Annotated in this window: 14 protein-coding genes; 6 read left to right on the top strand and 8 right to left on the bottom strand. The window is 60.4% G+C overall.

Annotated elements, in window-relative coordinates; all coding sequences use genetic code 11:
- Nucleotides 1–67: 67 nt before the first annotated feature.
- Both DCO47_RS10230 and pcaR read right to left on the bottom strand, forming a co-directional pair.
- Complete coding sequence (locus DCO47_RS10230; RefSeq protein ID WP_116658041.1) at nucleotides 68–1,414, bottom strand: MFS transporter; 1,347 nt, start codon at nucleotides 1,412–1,414, stop codon at nucleotides 68–70.
- 294 nt (nucleotides 1,415–1,708) lie between these two features.
- Nucleotides 1,709–2,551 (bottom strand): pca regulon transcriptional regulator PcaR, encoded by an 843-nt coding sequence (gene pcaR, locus DCO47_RS10225; RefSeq protein ID WP_016771343.1) that lies wholly within the window; start codon nucleotides 2,549–2,551, stop codon nucleotides 1,709–1,711.
- A 631-nt stretch (nucleotides 2,552–3,182) separates the two neighbouring features.
- Here pcaR and DCO47_RS10220 point away from each other — a divergent pair.
- Together DCO47_RS10220 and DCO47_RS10215 are read left to right on the top strand one after the other, a co-directional pair.
- Nucleotides 3,183–3,383 carry a hypothetical protein gene (locus tag DCO47_RS10220; RefSeq protein WP_116658040.1) on the top strand — a complete coding sequence of 67 codons (201 nt, stop codon included), beginning with the start codon at nucleotides 3,183–3,185 and terminating at the stop codon, nucleotides 3,381–3,383.
- 371 nt (nucleotides 3,384–3,754) lie between these two features.
- Nucleotides 3,755–5,230, top strand: coding sequence for an inorganic phosphate transporter (locus DCO47_RS10215; RefSeq protein WP_042608193.1), 1,476 nt, complete (start codon nucleotides 3,755–3,757; stop codon nucleotides 5,228–5,230).
- Nucleotides 5,231–6,224: 994 nt separating this feature from the next.
- Here DCO47_RS10215 and ccoM read toward each other — a convergent pair.
- The 3 genes from ccoM to DCO47_RS10205 form a co-directional block, all read right to left on the bottom strand.
- The gene (gene ccoM, locus DCO47_RS27465; RefSeq protein ID WP_016771346.1) at nucleotides 6,225–6,338 is read right to left on the bottom strand and encodes a cytochrome c oxidase subunit CcoM; all 114 of its coding nucleotides are present in this window, start codon (nucleotides 6,336–6,338) and stop codon (nucleotides 6,225–6,227) included.
- 144 nt (nucleotides 6,339–6,482) lie between these two features.
- Nucleotides 6,483–6,644, bottom strand: a complete 162-nt coding sequence (locus DCO47_RS27020; protein ID WP_165839198.1) for a hypothetical protein — start codon at nucleotides 6,642–6,644, stop codon at nucleotides 6,483–6,485.
- A 95-nt stretch (nucleotides 6,645–6,739) separates the two neighbouring features.
- The gene (locus tag DCO47_RS10205) at nucleotides 6,740–7,081 is read right to left on the bottom strand and encodes a hypothetical protein (protein ID WP_024011931.1); all 342 of its coding nucleotides are present in this window, start codon (nucleotides 7,079–7,081) and stop codon (nucleotides 6,740–6,742) included.
- Nucleotides 7,082–7,333: 252 nt separating this feature from the next.
- Here DCO47_RS10205 and rapA point away from each other — a divergent pair, with 252 nt between their 5' ends.
- Nucleotides 7,334–10,180, top strand: a complete 2,847-nt coding sequence (gene rapA / locus DCO47_RS10200; protein ID WP_042608195.1) for an RNA polymerase-associated protein RapA — start codon at nucleotides 7,334–7,336, stop codon at nucleotides 10,178–10,180.
- A 155-nt stretch (nucleotides 10,181–10,335) separates the two neighbouring features.
- Here the strand turns inward: rapA and DCO47_RS10195 are convergent, their stop codons facing one another.
- A complete protein-coding gene (locus tag DCO47_RS10195; RefSeq protein ID WP_042608196.1) occupies nucleotides 10,336–11,685 on the bottom strand; it encodes an MFS transporter in 1,350 nt (449 codons plus the stop codon).
- 301 nt (nucleotides 11,686–11,986) lie between these two features.
- Here DCO47_RS10195 and DCO47_RS10190 point away from each other — a divergent pair, with 301 nt between their 5' ends.
- On the top strand, nucleotides 11,987–12,355 hold the full coding sequence (locus tag DCO47_RS10190) for a YkgJ family cysteine cluster protein (RefSeq protein ID WP_042608197.1): 369 nt from the start codon (nucleotides 11,987–11,989) through the stop codon (nucleotides 12,353–12,355).
- 151 nt (nucleotides 12,356–12,506) lie between these two features.
- The gene (locus tag DCO47_RS10185) at nucleotides 12,507–14,789 is read left to right on the top strand and encodes a bifunctional diguanylate cyclase/phosphodiesterase (RefSeq protein WP_116658039.1); all 2,283 of its coding nucleotides are present in this window, start codon (nucleotides 12,507–12,509) and stop codon (nucleotides 14,787–14,789) included.
- Here the strand turns inward: DCO47_RS10185 and DCO47_RS10180 are convergent.
- Nucleotides 14,680–15,576: an NAD(P)-dependent oxidoreductase gene (locus DCO47_RS10180; RefSeq protein WP_165839197.1), complete on the bottom strand. Its 897-nt coding sequence runs from the start codon at nucleotides 15,574–15,576 to the stop codon at nucleotides 14,680–14,682. The two genes, DCO47_RS10185 and DCO47_RS10180, sit on opposite strands and share 110 nt — an antisense overlap.
- Before the next feature lie 196 nt (nucleotides 15,577–15,772).
- Between DCO47_RS10180 and DCO47_RS10175 the strand changes: the two genes are divergently transcribed.
- Entirely contained in the window at nucleotides 15,773–17,971 is a 2,199-nt protein-coding gene (locus DCO47_RS10175) for a hypothetical protein (protein WP_042608200.1), read from the top strand.
- A 268-nt stretch (nucleotides 17,972–18,239) separates the two neighbouring features.
- On the opposite strand, the gene DCO47_RS10170 is transcribed toward DCO47_RS10175, so the two are convergent.
- On the bottom strand, nucleotides 18,240–18,560 hold the full coding sequence (locus DCO47_RS10170; RefSeq protein WP_116658038.1) for a DUF2288 domain-containing protein: 321 nt from the start codon (nucleotides 18,558–18,560) through the stop codon (nucleotides 18,240–18,242).
- Nucleotides 18,561–18,596 lie beyond the last annotated feature (36 nt).

Below are 18,596 nucleotides of genomic sequence, written 5' to 3'. Positions count from 1 at the left end.
ACATTTGAAATGCATTCCCCTGTAGGAGCTGCCGAAGGCTGCGATCTTTTCGCTCTAAATGAAAATATCAGGTGGCATCGGCGTGACTGACCACGCCCTTGATCAGCACCGCCGCCGTTGCCAGGCCGGCCGGGATCACCAGTGCGGTCAGCACCTGCTCGAAATTCCAGCCCAGGCCGAGCAAAGTCGCGCCCATCCACGCGCCGAGGATCGCGCCAAAGCGGCCGATGCCGAGCATCCACGACACCCCGGTCGCGCGGCCCTGAGTCGGGTAGAAGCGGGCTGCCAGCGACGGCATCGCCGATTGCGCGCCGTTCACACACATGCCCGCCACCAGCACCAGCGTCGCCAGCAAGGTGATGTTGCCCAGGCTCTGCCCTACCGCGTAGGCAAATACCCCGGCAAGCAGGTAGAAAATGCCGATGACCTTGTGCGGATTGAAGCGGTCCATCGCCCAGCCCACCGCGACCGCACTCAACACGCCGCCGAACTGGAACAACGCACCGATGAACGCAGCCTGCTCCATGCTCGCGCCGCTGTCGCGCATCAGCGTCGGCAACCAACTGGTCAGCAGGTAGACGATCACCAGGCCCATGAAATAGGTCAGCCACAACAGCAGCGTGCCAGTGCTGTAAGTACCGGAGAAAATCACCGCGAAGACATTGCGCGCCTTGACGGTTTTCTGTTCCGGCACACTGAAGCTCGAAGCCTGAGCGACGGTGATCGGATCGATCGGTGCCAGGGTCTTGCGCACTTTGTCGGTGCCACGGTTGCGCACCACCAGATAACGCGCCGATTCCGGCAGCCAGAACAGCAGCACAACCGCGAGGATCAGCGGCAGGATCCCGCCGATCATCAGCAAGGCGTGCCAGCCGAACGCCGGGATCAGTTTTGCCGAGATGAAACCACCGCCGGCCATGCCGAGGTTGAAGCCGCAGAACATGCTCGTCACCAGCAGCGACTTCTTGCGCTCCGGGGTGTATTCCGAGAGCAGCGTGGTGGCGTTGGGCATGCCCGCACCGAGACCGAGCCCGGTCAGGAAGCGCAACACCAGCAGTTGTTCGACGTTGGTGCTGTACGCCGAGGCCAGACTGAAGCCGCCGAACAGAATCACCGCGCCAACGAGTACGACTTTTCGTCCGAAGCGGTCAGCCAGAGGGCCGGAGCCGAGGGCACCGAAGACCATGCCGATCAGCGCGGCACTCATCACCGGGCCGAGGCTGGCGCGATCGATACCCCAGTCCTGCGACAGCGCCGGGGCGATGAAGCCCATGGCGGCAGTGTCGAGACCATCGAGAAATACGATCAGGAAACACAGGATCACCACCCGCCACTGATAGCGCGAGATCGGTTGGGCGTTGATGAAGGTCTGCACATCGAGGCAGTTACCCACAGCGGACTGAGGCTGGTTCATTATTTTTATTCCACGCAAAAAACGCAGTCGAACGGCGGCCGGCCAGAGCACGGCACGGTCACAAGATTAGAAGGTTGTAATCAGGCGTTGCGCGGGACCCGGCAACAACGGGTGAAACACAGACAGACGGGGATCGGGCGCATGGTGAGTTGCCTCTTGTCATTATTATCGTGGTCGACAGTCCGGCGGGCTCATACACGTCAGCACCGGATGACGCTGCCGCGACATTAATGATCCGAGGGTTTTAGCGTCAATTCGATAAACGCAACACTGTGCGTTTATCGAACAGCTTCCTCAGGCGAACAACTGCGCACTGAGGTCGCGACTGGCGCTGAGCAGGCCCGGCAGAAAGCGCTGCTCCAACTCGGCGCGACTGACCCGGCCGGCGTGGGTGCTGACATTCAGCGCCGCGACCACTTGCCCGGAGGCGTCGTACACCGGCACGGCGATCGAGCGCAGGCCCTGTTCCAGTTCCTGATCGACAATGCACCAGCCCTGCTGACGCACTTGCTGCAAACACTCAAGCAAAGCGTCGGGCGTGTGAATGGTGCGGCTGGTCTTGGCGACGAGTTCAGCGTGGTCGAGGTATTCGCCCAGCGACGTGTCATCCAGCGCTGCCAACAGAATCCGGCCCATCGACGTGCAATACGCAGGGAGACGCCCGCCGACCGAAAGGTCTACCGAGATCAACCGCTGCGTGGTCGCCGAGCGGGCAATGTAGAGAATGTCATCGCCCTCCAGCGTCGCCATGTTGCAGGCTTCGTGCAGTTGCTCGCTCATGCGGTCGAGATAGGGCTGGGCGGACACCGCCAGCGGCGTCGAGGACAAATAGGCGTGACCGAGGGTCAGCACCTTCGGCAGCAACGAATAGGTACGGCCGTCGGTGGTGGCGTAGCCGAGCTTGATCAGCGTGTGCAGGCAACGGCGCACGGCGGCGCGGGGAATTTCCGTGCGATGGCTGATCTGTGCAATGGTCAGGTGACGCTTGCGTTCCTGAAATGCCTGCACCACCGCCAGGCCTCGGGCCAGCGAGGTCATGAAATCCGGATCACCGGTCAGCGCCTGAATGCGCTTGGCCGGCGAGGCGACGATGGGCGGCGCCACCGACGTGAAGGAGTTGCGCATTTGATCGTTCATTTCTTGTCCTTGTCCGGCACGCATCAATGCCTAGTCAAACGGCTCGCCACGCGATGCACAAGCGCCGGGGCACCAACATTGGGCGATTATCGAACCGCTGACCGATAATCGCAATCCAGCCCAGCGCGCCTTTCCATTGCCCTGAGTCGCCTTTATCGATTCTGCTCACAACTTGGTTGTTCTAGTTAATGGCGCCAAAAACAGAACGCCTGTTTCTATAACGCTGTCGTTACACTCAACTATGGGCAAAAGTTGCCAGCAACAAACCCGTCACACATTCAGAACCGTTTTTAACTTGGCAAAGATAGTCATTCCCGAATCGACCGCTATAATGCACCCTAGTCGCGGCGCTTTAATCCAAAGCCCGCGACTTGCTGAACGAGGCCCTTCGTCTCAGCCCCGGCCAGCGCCCGGCGCCCATTACACATGCAACGCCAGCGCTCGCTGAAACAGGAAACTGATGCTGCGTCAGTTTTTATCTGGTGCCGTAGCCACCTGTAACACGGAAGTCTTGATCGCCTCTCCAATGTCACCCTGCCTGATCGGGCTGTGGATGACTGACGGGTTCGCTCAATTGACTCGTTGCAGTGTGTTTCACCGGATATTCAATTCAACTCATACAGGTAACACCGTGACGAAAGACGAACTGCGCGCGGAACTAGAGCGCCAGGAACAACGTTACAAGGAAGTTTACGGCGGGGAAGTCACCACCTACGCCGCTCAGCCGGAACCGGAACGCAAGGCATGGCGCAAGCGCCCTACCGTTCAGGAACAGGTGTTCAAGCAGGAAATCGAAAAAATCGAGAAGGAACTCAAAGCCGAAGAGCCATGAGCCACGGCTGCTGAACATTCCAAAGTCGGCGTCCACCCGAGCCTCAGCGCGGTGGCAAGACGACACCTCGCGCGCCCGCTACCCGCGGGCAGCGGCTGCATCGCTATTGTGTGGCTCAAGAACGAACGTCCCACAGGTTTCAGAGATATTTCAGACAAACGTTTGAGGCGCCAAAGCGCCGGAAAAACACTCTTGAAAATCAATTTTCCCTAGAAAAATCAAATAGTTGAAAAACCCTTCGTGACGCCTGGTTTTCACGCCCTGCAACAAATTAAATCGAACAAGGGTGAGACCAGTGAGCAGACGGGGCATCGATTTCCTGTCTTTTCTGGCATAATCGCGCCCCCTTACGACCGGGTCAGAAAACCTTCATGATCGATTTATTCAGCGGACTGGATGCTTGGGTGCTTGTGAGCCTCTTGCTCGCCCTGACGTTTGTCCTCGCCTTCGAGTTCATCAATGGATTTCATGACACCGCTAACGCGGTAGCCACTGTTATCTACACCAAAGCCATGCCGCCGCACCTGGCGGTGTTCTTTTCCGGTGTGTTCAATTTCCTCGGCGTGCTGCTGGGCGGCGTGGGTGTGGCGTATGCCATTGTCCATCTGCTCCCGGTTGAGCTGCTGATCAATGTGAACACCGGCCATGGCCTGGCGATGGTGTTCTCGTTGCTCGCCGCGGCAATCGCCTGGAATTTGGGCACCTGGTACTTCGGTATCCCGGCTTCCAGCTCGCACACCCTGATCGGCTCGATCCTCGGTGTCGGCCTGGCCAACGCGCTGATCAACGACATCCCGTTGGCCGATGGCGTGAACTGGCAGAAAGCGATCGATATCGGCGCCTCGCTGGTGTTCTCGCCGATGGCCGGCTTCCTCATCGCCGCGCTGGTGCTGATCGGCCTGAAGTGGTGGCGCCCGCTGTCGAAGATGCACAAGACGCCGGAACAGCGCCGCAAGATCGACGACAAGAAACACCCGCCGTTCTGGAACCGTCTGGTCCTGGTGATCTCGGCCATGGCCGTGAGCTTCGTGCACGGTTCCAACGACGGCCAGAAAGGCATCGGCCTGATCATGCTGGTGCTGATCGGTATCGTACCGGCGCAGTTCGTGCTTGATCTGAACAGCACCACCTACCAGATCGAACGCACCCGCGACGCGACCCTGCACCTGAGCCAGTTCTACCAGCGCAACGCCGATTCGCTGGGTGAGTTCCTGGCCCTGGGCAAGAGCGTGGAAGGCGACCTGCCGGAGAAATTCCGCTGCAACCCGCAGCAGACCGAACCGACCATCACCGCTCTGCTGCACACGCTTAAAGGCGTAGCGGACTACCATTCGCTGTCGTCGGAAAGCCGCATCGAAGTGCGTCGCTACCTGCTCTGCCTGGACGACACGGCGAAGAAAGTCGGCAAATTGCCTGGCCTGGAAGCCCGTGAAAAGGCTGACCTCGACAAGCTGCGCAAGGACCTGACCACCACCACCGAATACGCGCCGTTCTGGGTGATTCTGGCGGTCGCCCTGGCGCTGGGCCTGGGCACCATGGTGGGCTGGAAGCGCGTGGTGCTGACCATTGGCGAGAAGATCGGCAAACAGGGCATGACCTATTCGCAGGGCATGTCGGCGCAGATCACCACGGCCAGTCTTATCGGCATGGCCAATATTTTCAGCCTGCCGGTGTCGACCACTCACGTGCTGTCTTCGGGTGTCGCCGGGACCATGGTTGCCAATAAAAGCGGCCTGCAGGGTGGCACGGTGAAGACTATTCTGCTGGCCTGGGTGTTGACCCTGCCGGCGACTGTGGCGCTGTCGGCCGGGTTGTTCTGGTTGGCTTCGAAGGCTTTGGGTAGTTGATCGATTGCTGCTTGTGAAGGAGGCGCGATTCTTTGGAATCGCGCCTTTTTTTGGTTTTGAGTTTGTGTGTATATCCGTTGCTGCGGTAACGGCTTCTTATGGTTTCGCTCTTACAGCGAGTCACCTTTTCCAAACGCCGAAAAGGTAACCCAAAAGGCTTTGCCCCGGCGTACGGCCCGCTCGCTGGGGCTCGGGGTACCTTCGTTACGGGATCGATCCGGGCGCAGCGGCTCCGGTTTGCTCCGCTGCACCTACACTCGCTGTGTACGACTGCGTCGTACGGTCGCTGCGCTCCCACCCCCGGATCAATCCCGTAACGAAGCCTGCCGAAGGGGCAAAAGATCAAGAGCAAGAGCCAAAGCCAAAGCCAAAGCCAAATCGAGAGCCCCTCACCCTAGCCCTCTCCCAGAGGGAGAGGGGACTGACCGAGGTGTTTAGGCGAAATACGCTGACGTGAGATACCGAGTCGAATGCAGATTCTGAAAAACCCGCAAATCGGCTCCCTCTCCCTCGGGAGAGGGCTGGGGTGAGGGGCGAATCCAACACAGATCCAAAGCACACCACACGCTTTTCACCACTCAACAATGAGCGTTAGCTCGAGTGCTCTTGATCTTGATCCACGGGCGACTTCGGAAGGCTGAGCGGAGGGATTGATCCGGGCGTGGGAGCGCAGCGACCGTCTGGCGCAGCCAGACACAGCGGAAGGAGGTGCAGCGAAGCAAACCGGAGCCGCTGCGCCCGGATCGATCCCGCAGCGAAGGAACCCGAGCCTGCGAGGGCCGAACGCAGGAGCAAGCCTTTTTGGGTACTTTTTCGGCGTCTGGAAAAAGTGCCTCGCCGTAAGGGCGAAACCGCCAGCCGCCGCAGCGAAACATCCGGATATTCACCCAAACCAACCAGAGCCTGGTCGGCCCACAGGCCGCCACGACCAAAAAAAAAGGGGCAACCGAAGTCGCCCCAAAATGCCTTGCGTGCCCATCAAATCCCGAAGAACTCACTTGCGCCGCTTATGCGCATCCTTCCAGATAAAAAATCCAAACCCTGCAAAAAACAGCACCATGAGCCCCACCGTCAGAACCCCGGCAAACACCACGTTATCGAAAAACATGACTGGCCTCCTGGCCCTGCTTTGCTGCGATGGGTTCAAATTAGCAAACACACAGGCGCGCACATTGACCAGGATCAATATCCGCAAGGAAGGGAATCAAAGGAGGGGAAATAACTGACCTGCATCAATGGATGCGGCGGGAGATCAACGCTTTTTCGGTTTGTTCTTCGACTTTTTCTTGGTTTTTCCCAACGGCATCGCCTGCTCGAAGGCGTTGCGCACTTCGTTCAGGCGCTTTTCGTTGAGGTCATGCACACGCTTGGCGCGTTCGGTGTTGAGGTCGATCAGTTTGTCGTCTTGGCTCATGGCGTTCGGCACATCGCAAAAGAGATCACAGCTGCCGATCACCGGCAGGATTGCGCCAATCATGCCGCGTGGCGCTGGCGCTGACCAGTGACAGCTCAAATCTCGATGTCGACCCACAGCCCCTGACGCGGCTGATCGTCAATCAGCGGCACCACTGGCACGGTATTGTCAGCGTTCAGCTCGGTGCCCGGCACGGCCAGATGCTCTTCAGGATCTTCGTCCGCCTCGCGGCGCCGACGATCACGTTCCTGCTGACGGCGTTGTTCCTCGCGGGCGAGCAGCCGATCCTCTTCCGGATCACGCTTCTGCAGATCGATCGTGCTTTCGTTGGAGCTTTCCTGCACCGGCACCACAGGCGGAATGTCCGGCCGCTGGCGGATCGGATCCTGCTGGGAAGTGATCGGCACAGCGCTCAAGGGGAGCATCGGTGGCAACATATAAAGGTCTCCTGTCTGCAGGCTATCGGCTGGGGTGCAGGCGCCTTGAGCCGCCTGTCGTAATTGTGTGATGCACCTCGCACCCGTAGGAGCTGCCGCAGGCTGCGATCTTTCATGGGACAACGCAAAACCCAAGTGTTCCCAAAGATCAAAAGATCGCAGCCTTCGGCAGCTCCTACGCCAGTAATCTTTGGCCCTGAAGCCGTCATTCCGTTAAGATAGCCCGCTTTTTCAAGGTGGGAGTCAGGCAGCATGGCGCAGCAGTATCAACCGGGGCAACGCTGGATCAGTGACAGCGAAGCAGAGCTTGGTTTAGGCACCGTTCTGGCACAGGACGGCCGCTTGTTGACCGTGCTTTACCCGGCCACTGGCGAGACCCGCCAGTACGCGCTACGGAATGCGCCCCTGACCCGTGTGCGGTTCTCGCCCGGCGACTCCATCACCCATTTCGAAGGCTGGAAGATGACTGTGCAGCAGGTCGACGACGTCGACGGGCTGATGGTCTATCACGGCCTCAACGGGCAGAACGAAGTCGTCACTCTGCCGGAAACCCAGCTGTCGAACTTCATTCAGTTCCGCCTGGCCAGCGACCGTCTGTTCGCCGGGCAGATCGATCCGCTGCCGTGGTTCTCCCTGCGCTACAACACCCTTGAACACACCAGCCGCCAGTTGCAGTCCTCGCTGTGGGGCCTGGGCGGCGTGCGGGCGCAGCCGATCGCGCACCAGTTGCACATCGCCCGTGAAGTCGCCGACCGTATCGCCCCGCGTGTACTGCTGGCGGACGAAGTGGGCCTGGGTAAAACCATCGAGGCCGGTCTGGTCATCCACCGCCAGTTGCTCTCGGGCCGCGCCAATCGCGTGCTGATCCTGGTCCCGGAAAACCTCCAGCATCAATGGCTGGTGGAGATGCGCCGCCGTTTCAACCTGCAGGTCGCGCTGTTCGACGAAGAACGCTTCATCGAGAGCGATGCCACCAACCCGTTCGAAGACACGCAACTGGCGCTGGTTGCGCTGGAGTGGCTGGTCGATGACGAGAAGGCGCAGGACGCCTTGTTCGCCGCCGGTTGGGATCTGATGGTGGTCGATGAAGCGCATCATCTCGTGTGGCACGAAGACAAGGCCAGCGCGGAATATTCGCTGGTCGAACAACTGGCCGAAGTGATTCCCGGCGTGCTGCTGCTCACCGCGACCCCGGAACAACTCGGTCAGGACAGTCACTTCGCCCGTCTGCGCCTGCTCGACCCGAACCGTTTCCACGACCTGGCCGCGTTCCGCGCCGAGAGCGAGAACTATCGCCCGGTGGCCGAAGCCGTGCAGGAACTGCTCGACAAGGGCCGTCTCTCGGCCGAAGCGCACAAAACCATTCACGGTTTCCTCGGCAACGAAGGCGAAGCGCTGCTGACCGCGGTCAACGATGGCGACACAGAAGCCAGTGCGCGCCTGGTCCGTGAACTGCTTGATCGCCATGGCACCGGCCGCGTGCTGTTCCGCAACACTCGTGCCGCGGTGCAGGGTTTCCCGGAGCGCAAACTGCATCCGTACCCGCTGCCGTGCCCGGCCGAATACCTCGAACTGCCACTGGGCGAACACGCCGAGCTGTATCCGGAAGTCAGCTTCCAGGCGCAGCCGGACGCCAGTGAAGAGGAGCGCTGGTGGAAGTTCGATCCGCGCGTCGAGTGGCTGATCGATCAGCTGAAAATGCTCAAGCGCACCAAAGTGCTGGTGATCTGCGCCCACGCCGAAACCGCGATGGACCTGGAAGACGCCCTGCGCGTGCGTTCCGGCATCCCGGCCACGGTGTTCCACGAAGGCATGAACATCCTTGAGCGCGACCGCGCCGCCGCCTACTTCGCAGACGAAGAGTTCGGCGCACAGGTGCTGATCTGCTCGGAAATCGGCAGTGAAGGTCGCAACTTCCAGTTCGCTCACCATCTGGTGCTGTTCGATCTGCCGTCGCACCCGGACCTGCTCGAGCAGCGCATCGGTCGTCTCGACCGGATCGGCCAGAAGCACATCATCGAACTGCACGTGCCGTACCTGGAAACCAGTCCGCAACAGCGCCTGTTCCAGTGGTACCACGAAGCGCTCAACGCGTTCCTCAATACCTGCCCGACCGGCAACGCCTTGCAGCATCAGTTCGGCCCGCGCCTGCTGCCGCTGCTCGAAGAAGCGGACGACGGCGAGTGGCAAGCGCTGATCGACGAAGCGCGTGCCGAGCGTGAACGTCTCGAAGCCGAGCTGCACACCGGTCGCGACCGTCTGCTGGAACTCAATTCCGGCGGCGCTGGCGAAGGTGAAGCGCTGGTCGAGGCGATCCTCGAGCAGGACGACCAGTTCGCCCTGCCGATCTACATGGAAACCCTGTTCGACGCGTTCGGCATCGACAGCGAAGACCATTCGGAAAACGCCCTGATCCTCAAGCCGAGTGAAAAGATGCTCGACGCCAGTTTCCCGCTGGGCGACGACGAAGGCGTGACCATCACCTACGACCGCAACCAGGCGCTGTCGCGCGAGGACATGCAGTTCATCACCTGGGAACATCCGATGGTGCAGGGCGGCATGGACCTGGTGCTGTCCGGCTCGATGGGTAACACCGCCGTCGCGCTGATCAAGAACAAGGCGCTGAAACCGGGCACCGTGTTGCTGGAATTGCTCTACGTCAGCGAAGTGGTCGCACCGCGTTCGCTGCAACTGGGGCGCTACCTGCCACCGGCGGCACTGCGCTGCCTGCTCGACGCCAATGGCAATGACCTGTCGCCACGGGTCTCCTTCGAAACCCTCAACGACCAGCTGGAAAGCGTGCCGCGCGCCAGCGCCAACAAGTTCATCCAGGCCCAGCGCGATCAGCTGACACCTCGGATCAACGCCGGCGAAGAAAAGATCGCCCCGCGTCACGCCGAACGTGTGGCCGAAGCGCGCCGCCGTCTGGCCGCCGACACCGACGAAGAACTGGCGCGCCTGACCGCGTTGCAAGCGGTCAACCCGACCGTGCGCGACAGCGAACTGGAAGCCTTGCGCACTCAGCGTGAACAGGGTCTGGCGATGCTGGACAAAGCGGCATTGCGCCTGGAAGCGATTCGGGTGCTGGTGGCGGGCTAACCGCCCTGCTCCACCGCTGAAAACAAACAGGCCCGCAGTGATGCGGGCCTTTTTTATTTCAGAAGCAAAAAGCAAAAGATCGCAGCCTTCGGCAGCTCCTACAGGGAGAATGCGTTCCTCCTGTAGGAGCTGCCGAAGGCTGCGATCTTTTGATCTTAAGCAGTCGCCGCAGAAATTTCTGGCTCAACCACCGCCACCAACCCGTCCTTCATCCGCTGCGCATCCCGCACGAAACAGCGCGATGCCAGAAACAGAAAGACCATGGTCAAAAACAGCGCGACCGGAATCAGGTACATCGCGTCATGCAGACCGACTGCCTTGAACGCTTCGGTCATCTGCTCAGCGCCCGCCGACAGCATCGCCGTGTGCGCGAAGTGATCCGACAGCCCACCGACGACTACCGGCCCTAACCCGCCCCCCAGCAAATACAGACCGGCAAAGAACAACGCCATCGCCGTCGCCCGCAGGCGCGGTTCGACCACGTCCTGAATCGCCGTGTACACGCAGGTGTAGAAGTTGTAGGCGAACAGCCAGCCGACGCTGAACACCGCAACGAACACGCCGATCTCGACGCGTCCGGCATGCAGCGCCCACGCCGTGCACAAGGTCGAGATGATCAGACTGAACGCCGCAAACAACAGGCGCCCACTGGCGAAGCGCTGATGAATCTTGTCGGCGATCCAGCCGCCGAGAGTCAGCCCGACCAGCCCGGTGACGCCGACGATAAATCCGGTGGCCACCGCCGCCTCCTGCAACGGCATGAGGAAATAGCGCTGCAGCATCGGCACCAGAAACGAGTTGCAGGCATAGGTGGCGAAGTTGAAGCACAGCCCGGCCATCACCAGCCACAGGAAAGTCGGCACGGCGAGGACGCGACGGATCGGCTTGTCGACCCTCTCTTGCGAGACCTGCACGGTTTCAGCCGCACCGCGTTTCGGCTCCTTGATGAAGAACATGAAAACCGCGAGGATCAGCCCCGGCACGGCGGCAATGAAGAACGGCGCGCGCCAGCTGTCGAAGGCCTTGACCATTGCGCCGATGGTGAAGAACGCCAGCAGCAGCCCCAGCGGCAGGCCGAGCATGAAGATGCCCATCGCCCGTGCCCGACGGTGTGCGGGAAACAGGTCACCGATCAACGAGTTCGCCGCTGGTGCGTAACTGGCCTCACCGATGCCGATGCCCATGCGCACGATCAGGAAGCTCCAGAAACTGCCGACCAGACCGTTGACGGCGGTCAGCGCGCTCCACGTCGCCAGGCCCCAGCCCATCAGTTTGCTGCGCGAACCGGTGTCGGCCATGCGCCCCAGCGGCAGGCCGGCAATCGCATAAACCACGGTGAACGCGGTGCCGATGATGCCCAGCTGAAAGTCGCTGAGGTGCCATTCCATGCGGATCGGTTCGATGATGATCGCCGGGATGGTGCGGTCGAAGAAATTGAACAGGTTGGCGAGGAACAGCAGGAACAGAATGCGCCAGGCATTCGCCGCTTGGGTCGAGTTCTGCATGGGTCCGTCTCTTTATTGTTATGAGGGCTTCACTGCCAGCGCGTCGAGCCCGGAACCTGCAATCTAGTCAGGCGCGCGGGGACTGTCTGTCATCATTCGTCAGCCTGATATCGGCCCATCGCAGTGTAACGAAACGTAAGCCCTTGATAAGTCTGGAATCCCCCGCCATACGGGGCTTTTCCGGCAAAATCCGGCGACAAAAAAATAGTTTCGCGCCCCCCTTCCCAACGCCATGGCAACGCCTAGAATGGCCGCCGGATCCGTCCGGATCTTCCGATCAATCCCTTTGATACCCCCGCCCATGTCCGAAGCCAGTCCGTGTCTGAATTGCGGTGCCTGCTGTTCCCATTTTCGCGTGTCTTTTTTCTGGGGTGAGTGCTCATCCGCTGGCGGGACGGTGCCCGATGAACTGGTCGCACAGATCACCCCGAGCCGAGTGGCGATGATCGGCACCGACCGCAAGCCGGCGCGTTGTACGTCTCTGGCGGGTGAGGTCGGCAGCGCTGTGGCCTGCACGATCTATGACAAACGCTCGAGCACCTGCCGCGAGTTCGAGGCGTCATGGGAGAACGGCGAGCACAACCCCGACTGCGACAAGGCCCGCGCCGCCCACGGCTTGCCACCCTTGCCGCCACACTGGAACGACCTGCCGCTGGAGCGCATTGCCTGAGCCTTAGCGCGAATCGCTATGAGGCTAATGGCAAAATCGTTACCACCAATGTGCCACTACGCCTTGCAGCTTGGAAACCGCCTCTATACTCCTTGCATTCGCCTGCGTTGGATTGACGCACGGGCCAGATGAATCCGAGACGGGGCACGCTATGGAGTGGCTTGGTTTGCAGTTTGTTGCCGAGCTGCCGGCGAGCGGGCAGATACTCCTCGATTGCAGTCACAATCCCTTGCTGGTGCTGGTGGCCTATCTGGTCGCCTGCGCGGCGAGCTTCGCCACCCTCGACATGGCTGAGCGCGTCGTGCATGCCGAAGATCCGGGATCGCGGCGGATCTGGCGCTGGATCGGCGCGACGTGCCTGGCCGGCGGCATCTGGGCCATGCACTTCATTGGCATGCTGGCTTTCCAGACAGCGATCGACATTCAGTACGACCTCGGCATCACCCTTTTCTCTTTGCTGATCGCCCTGCTCGCCTCATGGCTGGCCATGCACACTCTGAGCGAGGTCCAGCCAAGCGCATTGCATTGTCTCAAAACTGCGTTCGTCATCGGCTTGGGCATCGCGGGGATGCATTACGTCGGCATGGCAGCGATGAAGTCGAGCGCCACCGCCTACTATCAGCCAGGACTGTTCGCGCTGTCGGTGCTGATTGCCATCGGCGCGAGTTTCGCCGCGCTGTGGGTGGCGCGTTATCTGAGCGAAGGCAGCGGCGTCGCGCACCAATTGCTCAAGTACAGCGCGGCGCTGATCCTCGGTGCCGGCATCATCAGCATGCACTTCACCGGCATGGCTGCCCTGGATCTGGTGCTTCCCGAAGGCGCTCTGGCAGCGAGCGGCGGCGAAACCGGGCATCTGCAACTGGGCCTGACCGTGGCGCTGATCATCCTGTTGATCCTCGGCAGTGCGATCAGCGCCGCCCTCGCCGACAAGAAACTGCAAAACAAGGACAACGATCTGCGCCGGGTCAACGCCCTGCTCAGCCAGCTCGATCAGGCGCGCATGTCCCTGCAGCAAGCGGCCAATTACGACGCGCTGACCAACCTGATCAACCGCCGTGGCTTTAACCAGATGTTCGCCGAGAAGCTCAGCCAGAAAACCAGCGAAGGTGGCATGCTCGCGGTGATGTTTCTCGACATCGACCATTTCAAGCGCATCAACGACAGCCTCGGCCATGATGCTGGGGATGCGCTGCTCAAAGTCATCGCCCAACACATCAAGAGCTCGGTGCGCAGCCACGAAGACGTGGTCGCGCGGTTCGGCGGCGATGAGTTCTGCATCCTTATCAGCCTGCGCGACCGCGAAGAGGCGCGCGGCATGGCGCAGCGCATCATGCACAAGATGAAAGAGCCGATCGAACTGGCGGGGCGGCGCATGGTGATGACCACCAGCATCGGCATCAGCCTGTTTCCCGAAGACGGCACCACCTGCGAAGAGCTGCTCAAGCACGCCGACCTGGCGCTGTACCAATCCAAGGGCGCCGGGCGCAATGGCTTGCATTTCTTCAATTCCAGCCTGAAGACCCGCGCCAGTTGTGAGCTGCAACTGGAAGAAGAACTGCGCGGCGCGCTACGGGAAGACAACGCGCTGATGCTTTACTACCAGCCGATCTTCGAACTGAAAACCGGGCGTGTGACCAAGCTCGAAGCGCTGATCCGCTGGCAGCATCCGCTTCACGGCTTGCTCACGCCCGATCGCTTTATCGGTATCGCCGAGAACAACGGTCTGATCGCCGAACTGGACAACTGGGTGCTGCGCCGCGCCTGCAAGGATCTTGGCGAACTGTCGCGGCATGGTTGTGCAGAATTGAAAATCGCCTGGAACTGCTCGCCACTGAATCTGGCGCGGGAAGAGCTGGCCGAGGAGATCGAACACGCGTTGCGCACCGCCGGGGTAGCGCCGGAACGCCTTGAACTGGAGGTTACCGAAAACGCTTTGATGGGCAATATCGCCAACACCCTGGTACTGCTGCGGCAGATCCGTGCCCTCGGCGTGTCGCTGTCGATCGATGATTTCGGCACCGGCTACTCATCGCTGGCCTACCTCAAGCGCCTGCCGCTGAATACTCTGAAGATCGATCGCTCGTTCATCCTCGATATTCCCACCGCCACGGCGGACATGGAGATCGTCCAGGCGATCATCGTCATGGCGCATACCCTGCATCTGCAAGTGGTCACAGAAGGCGTCGAAAGCCTGGAGCAATATGAGTTTCTCGAGCGTTCGGGCTGCGATTTCATTCAGGGCTATCTGCTCAGCCGCCCGGTGCCGCTGGACGAACTGCGCGCGGTGCTCGATGAAATCAACCAGCGCAAACCCGTGCTCGGGATCAATCCTCTGAGTCTGGCCCGCGATACATTTGCACCAGTGTCGCTGGATCCTGCGCTAAAAAGCCTTGCGCCCCATGCAGGCGCATCAATTGTGCGGCCAATCCGCTGATTGGCGTCGCCGAACCCTGTTCGCGGGAAAATTTCACCGCCGTGTCGAGATCCTTGAGCAGCGTGCGCACGTGCCATTTGATCGGCTCGAAACGGCTCTCGGCCATTTGCGGGGCGAGGATCTGCAACGGCTTCGAATCGGCGAAACCACCGGCCAGCGCTTCGGCGATCAGACGGGCATCGACCCCGGCCTGCTCGGCCAACGCCACCACTTCGGCGATCACCAGCGCATTGCAGGCAACGATCATCTGGTTGCACGCCTTGGTCACCTGCCCGGCGCCGATGCCGCCCATGTGCGTGACGCGCTGACCCAGGTTGAGTAGCACCGGGCGTACCCGTTCGAGCTCCGCCGCCGCACCGCCGACCATGATCGCCAGACTGCCGGCCTCGGCCCCCGCCACGCCGCCGGACACCGGTGAATCGAGCCAGGCCATGGCGGTTTTCTCGGCCAGCGCTGCGGCCATCTCGCGAGTCGCGGTCGGTTCAAGGCTGGAGAAATCCACCAACAGCTGGCCGTTTTTCGCACCTTCGGCGACACCGCCAGCGCCAAACACCACGTCACGCACCACGGCAGTATCGGCCAGACAAAGCATGACGATGTCAGCGTGCGCACACAGTTCGGCGGGGCTCGTCACTTGCCGGGCGCCGACCGCAACCAGCGGTGCGCACTTGTCCGGGTTGCGGTTCCACACGGTCAGCGGATAACCCGCCGCCAGCAAACGCTGGCACATCGGCAGGCCCATCAGGCCGATTCCGGCAAACCCCAACGAAGGTAGCGTTGACATCATTTTGCCTCTTTTCCATTAAAGATCACCGAATCATGGCCGATTCATCAACGATCAGGAAAGGATTCCGCCCGGCGACCAAAGCAGCCAGCACCACGACGCCCGGGCCGTATTCGCGCACACAAGACGCGAGATCTTATTCCGTGAGGTTCGCCGGCACTGTGCGGCGAGCCAACCCAGTCCAGGTAAATGGCGCACCATGACCTCCAAAAACAATCCCGCCAGTGCAACAGCCGATCTGACCCTGAGCCCCGCCGCGAACAGCGCGTCACTGTCCCGACCCGCGCAGCCTTCGCGCCCGCTGTCGACCCAGCAATACCTGTACTTCACCGAAACCAACACCGACCGCATCCTCGATAACCTCGACGGTCTGCGCGACTCGGTATTTCCGCGCCCGGCGCATCTGGAAGGCGACAACGAGCAGCACAGCGACCAGGAATTTCCTTCGGTGTGCCTGATCGGCCTCGGTCGCTGCGGCTCCAACATCGCCCTCGACGTGGCGGAACTGGTGTACAACGCGCGCAAGTTCTACCTCAACGAATTCAACAACGAAGACCGCCCGGCTGACCGGCGTCTGGCCGACAAGGGCTACAGCCCGGCGCAGTGGATCAAGAACAATCTGCGCATCGGCACCAGCAAATCGACCAAACCGGTATTCCTGGTCGAACCACTGGTGATGCTCGGCGACCTCGACAAGGACATCGCCGGGCGCATCCGTTTCTCGCGCAAGGGCGAGAAAAGCGGCTTCCTGCGCGACTACAGCAAAATGAAGATCATGGACTTGTCCGAAGTCCACGCCGGCGGCGCCGGTAACGCGCCGATCCTCGGCCAGTACCTGGCGAAGATCATCCTCAACAAGGACACCCAGCGCTTCTCCAGCCCTGACTGGAAAATGATCCACTCGTACCTGATCGACAGCTGCGGGATCAAGGCCAACCAGTCGCGCCTGTACTTCTCGATCTTCAGTGCCGGCGGCGGTACCGGTTCCGGCATGGCCTCGGAGTTCGGTCTGGCGCAGCAGCACTCGTACATGAACAAGACCTTCGATACCAAACCGATGGACGAGCACGACGGCAAGAGCGGCCATTCGTTTGTGTTCGAACCGATCTTCACCAGCGGCATTTGCGTGCTGCCGAACATTTCCGATCACCGCAGCGAAATGTCCGAAGCCCTGCACATCAACGCCGGGCGCCTGTTGTGCAAATACCTGTCGGAGGAGTGGGATTTCTCCTACAACTTCGCCAACGAGGACAGCAGCGAAGCCAGCGTCATGGGGCGTATCCGCCCGTGGAACGCGATGATGCTGATCTCCAACGACATCATGCGTTACGCCGAAGAAAGCGATGACGGCAACATCCAGAACATTGATGTCAATGCCATGGAGAAGCACGCCAACCAGTACATCTCCCAGCAGATCTTCAACATTCTGACGGCGCAGGCAGTCACCACTGACTACGACCAGAACTACTTCCGCCGCGCCGGCATCGACATCGGCGAAACCATCCGCCTGGACGCCAACGACCTGTTCATGAGTCTGGCCGGCCCGGTGGCGATTGCCTACGCCGAGTCGGTGGTGCCGGAAACGCCGCCGCCGAGCAGCGACAAGTTCAAGGTCTTCGATAAAGAGCCGCAGCGCTTGAACATCGACGATCTGTTTTTCCGTTCGATCGACCTGCCGCACTTCAACAAGGTCACCCAGGCCATCGAAGGCATCAGCCTGCTGCCGATCGAATCCAAGCGTTATCGCGCTTCGCTGGAGCAATACAAGAACTCCGGTTACGACGCCGCCGCGCTGCACGACCTGCACTTCTTCAAGAACTGCTCGTCGGTGGTCTCGATCGTCTCGCTGCCGAAGGACTACAAGCTGTCGTACATGGACCTGAACCGGTTGAAGACCCACCTCAACAGCCTGTTCCCCAACACCACGCTCAAGCGCTACGCGCTGGTGATCGGCGCTTCGGCCAACCTGTCGCTGACCACGCTGATCGCCAAGAGCCCATGCCTGTCGGACGATTTCCTGACCTTGATCGTGGCGTTCATCAAGCGCTGTTTCGCGAAGAACCCGTACCGTTTCGACGAGACGCTGGACAACTCGATTCTCGACTTCATCATTCAGGAAGATTTCGACGAAGCGCGTATCGACGACCTGCTCAACGAATTCGAAAACCCGGCGAAGATCCTCGACACCAATTGGTACGCGATCAAACCGATGTACGAGAAAAAGTATCGCGAGCTGATCAACGACAAAGACAAGTTCGTCTCGATCAATGACATCCGCCTGTCGCGTGATTGCGTGAAGAAGTCGATCAAGTATTTGCGCGAGATCTACCGCCACCGGATTGGCAAGACCAAGGTGATTTCGCTGAATAATCATACCGGGAAGACTTACTCGGTCTGATCAAAGACCGGGTCGTCTCAATCGCGAGCAGGCTCACTCCTACATTTCGGAATGCGTTCCCCTGTAGGAGTGAGCCTGCTCGCGATGAGGCCCTTCAAACACCGAAAATTCTGCTGAACCAACATCCAGAAACAATTAAGCGACCGTCCGGCCGCTCAATGAACTGTTCCCGTTACGTTTACGTCACCGTGAGGCGTGGTGTTTCTCCACGGCAAGGTGCCATCACGCTACTCGGCTACACACTTTTCGAAGACGCCCCGTCGCACCATCAAGGTGCATCACCCGAAGTGACCGCCCTTTCCTGGATCAGAATCCACGGTGAAACCACTACAGCCCACAGCTGCGGATCACGCTCGAAAATATCCAGCGCCCGCGTTTCAGACAGCTTGGCGACCTTGTCCTCGGCCAGCCAGGCCGCGACTTTCTCGCCCTCGTCCGATGCTACGGCCTCGGCGGCAGCGATCAAATCAAGGTCGGGGTCGACCCACAATAGGGCACCCTTGGCGAAGAACGGCTCCAGCTCTTTCCAGGTAATTGATGCCGTTTCACCAAGCAGCTTGGCATAGAGGGTGCTAGGTTCTTGATTCATGGGAGCTGTCCGGAAAAGAAATCGACGCGAATGATA

It is taken from the genome of Pseudomonas sp. NDM (genome assembly GCF_003105095.1).
Taxonomy (GTDB): domain Bacteria; phylum Pseudomonadota; class Gammaproteobacteria; order Pseudomonadales; family Pseudomonadaceae; genus Aquipseudomonas; species Aquipseudomonas moraviensis_A.
This window is presented reverse-complemented; position numbering and strand designations above follow the sequence as displayed.

Excerpts from the sequence above, each read along its gene's own strand:
- rapA (WP_042608195.1), top strand. The coding sequence starts at position 7,334 with ATGGCGCAGCAGTATCAACCGGGGCAACGCTGGATCAGTGACAGCGAA.
- DCO47_RS10190 (WP_042608197.1), top strand. The coding sequence starts at position 11,987 with ATGTCCGAAGCCAGTCCGTGTCTGAATTGCGGTGCCTGCTGTTCCCAT.
- DCO47_RS10215 (WP_042608193.1), top strand. The coding sequence starts at position 3,755 with ATGATCGATTTATTCAGCGGACTGGATGCTTGGGTGCTTGTGAGCCTC.
- pcaR (WP_016771343.1), bottom strand. The coding sequence starts at position 2,551 with ATGAACGATCAAATGCGCAACTCCTTCACGTCGGTGGCGCCGCCCATC.
- DCO47_RS10195 (WP_042608196.1), bottom strand. The coding sequence starts at position 11,685 with ATGCAGAACTCGACCCAAGCGGCGAATGCCTGGCGCATTCTGTTCCTG.
- DCO47_RS10205 (WP_024011931.1), bottom strand. The coding sequence starts at position 7,081 with ATGTTGCCACCGATGCTCCCCTTGAGCGCTGTGCCGATCACTTCCCAG.
- DCO47_RS10170 (WP_116658038.1), bottom strand. The coding sequence starts at position 18,560 with ATGAATCAAGAACCTAGCACCCTCTATGCCAAGCTGCTTGGTGAAACG.
- DCO47_RS10180 (WP_165839197.1), bottom strand. The coding sequence starts at position 15,576 with ATGATGTCAACGCTACCTTCGTTGGGGTTTGCCGGAATCGGCCTGATG.
- ccoM (WP_016771346.1), bottom strand. The coding sequence starts at position 6,338 with ATGTTTTTCGATAACGTGGTGTTTGCCGGGGTTCTGACGGTGGGGCTC.
- DCO47_RS10230 (WP_116658041.1), bottom strand. The coding sequence starts at position 1,414 with ATGAACCAGCCTCAGTCCGCTGTGGGTAACTGCCTCGATGTGCAGACC.
- DCO47_RS10175 (WP_042608200.1), top strand. The coding sequence starts at position 15,773 with ATGACCTCCAAAAACAATCCCGCCAGTGCAACAGCCGATCTGACCCTG.
- DCO47_RS27020 (WP_165839198.1), bottom strand. The coding sequence starts at position 6,644 with ATGAGCCAAGACGACAAACTGATCGACCTCAACACCGAACGCGCCAAG.
- DCO47_RS10185 (WP_116658039.1), top strand. The coding sequence starts at position 12,507 with ATGGAGTGGCTTGGTTTGCAGTTTGTTGCCGAGCTGCCGGCGAGCGGG.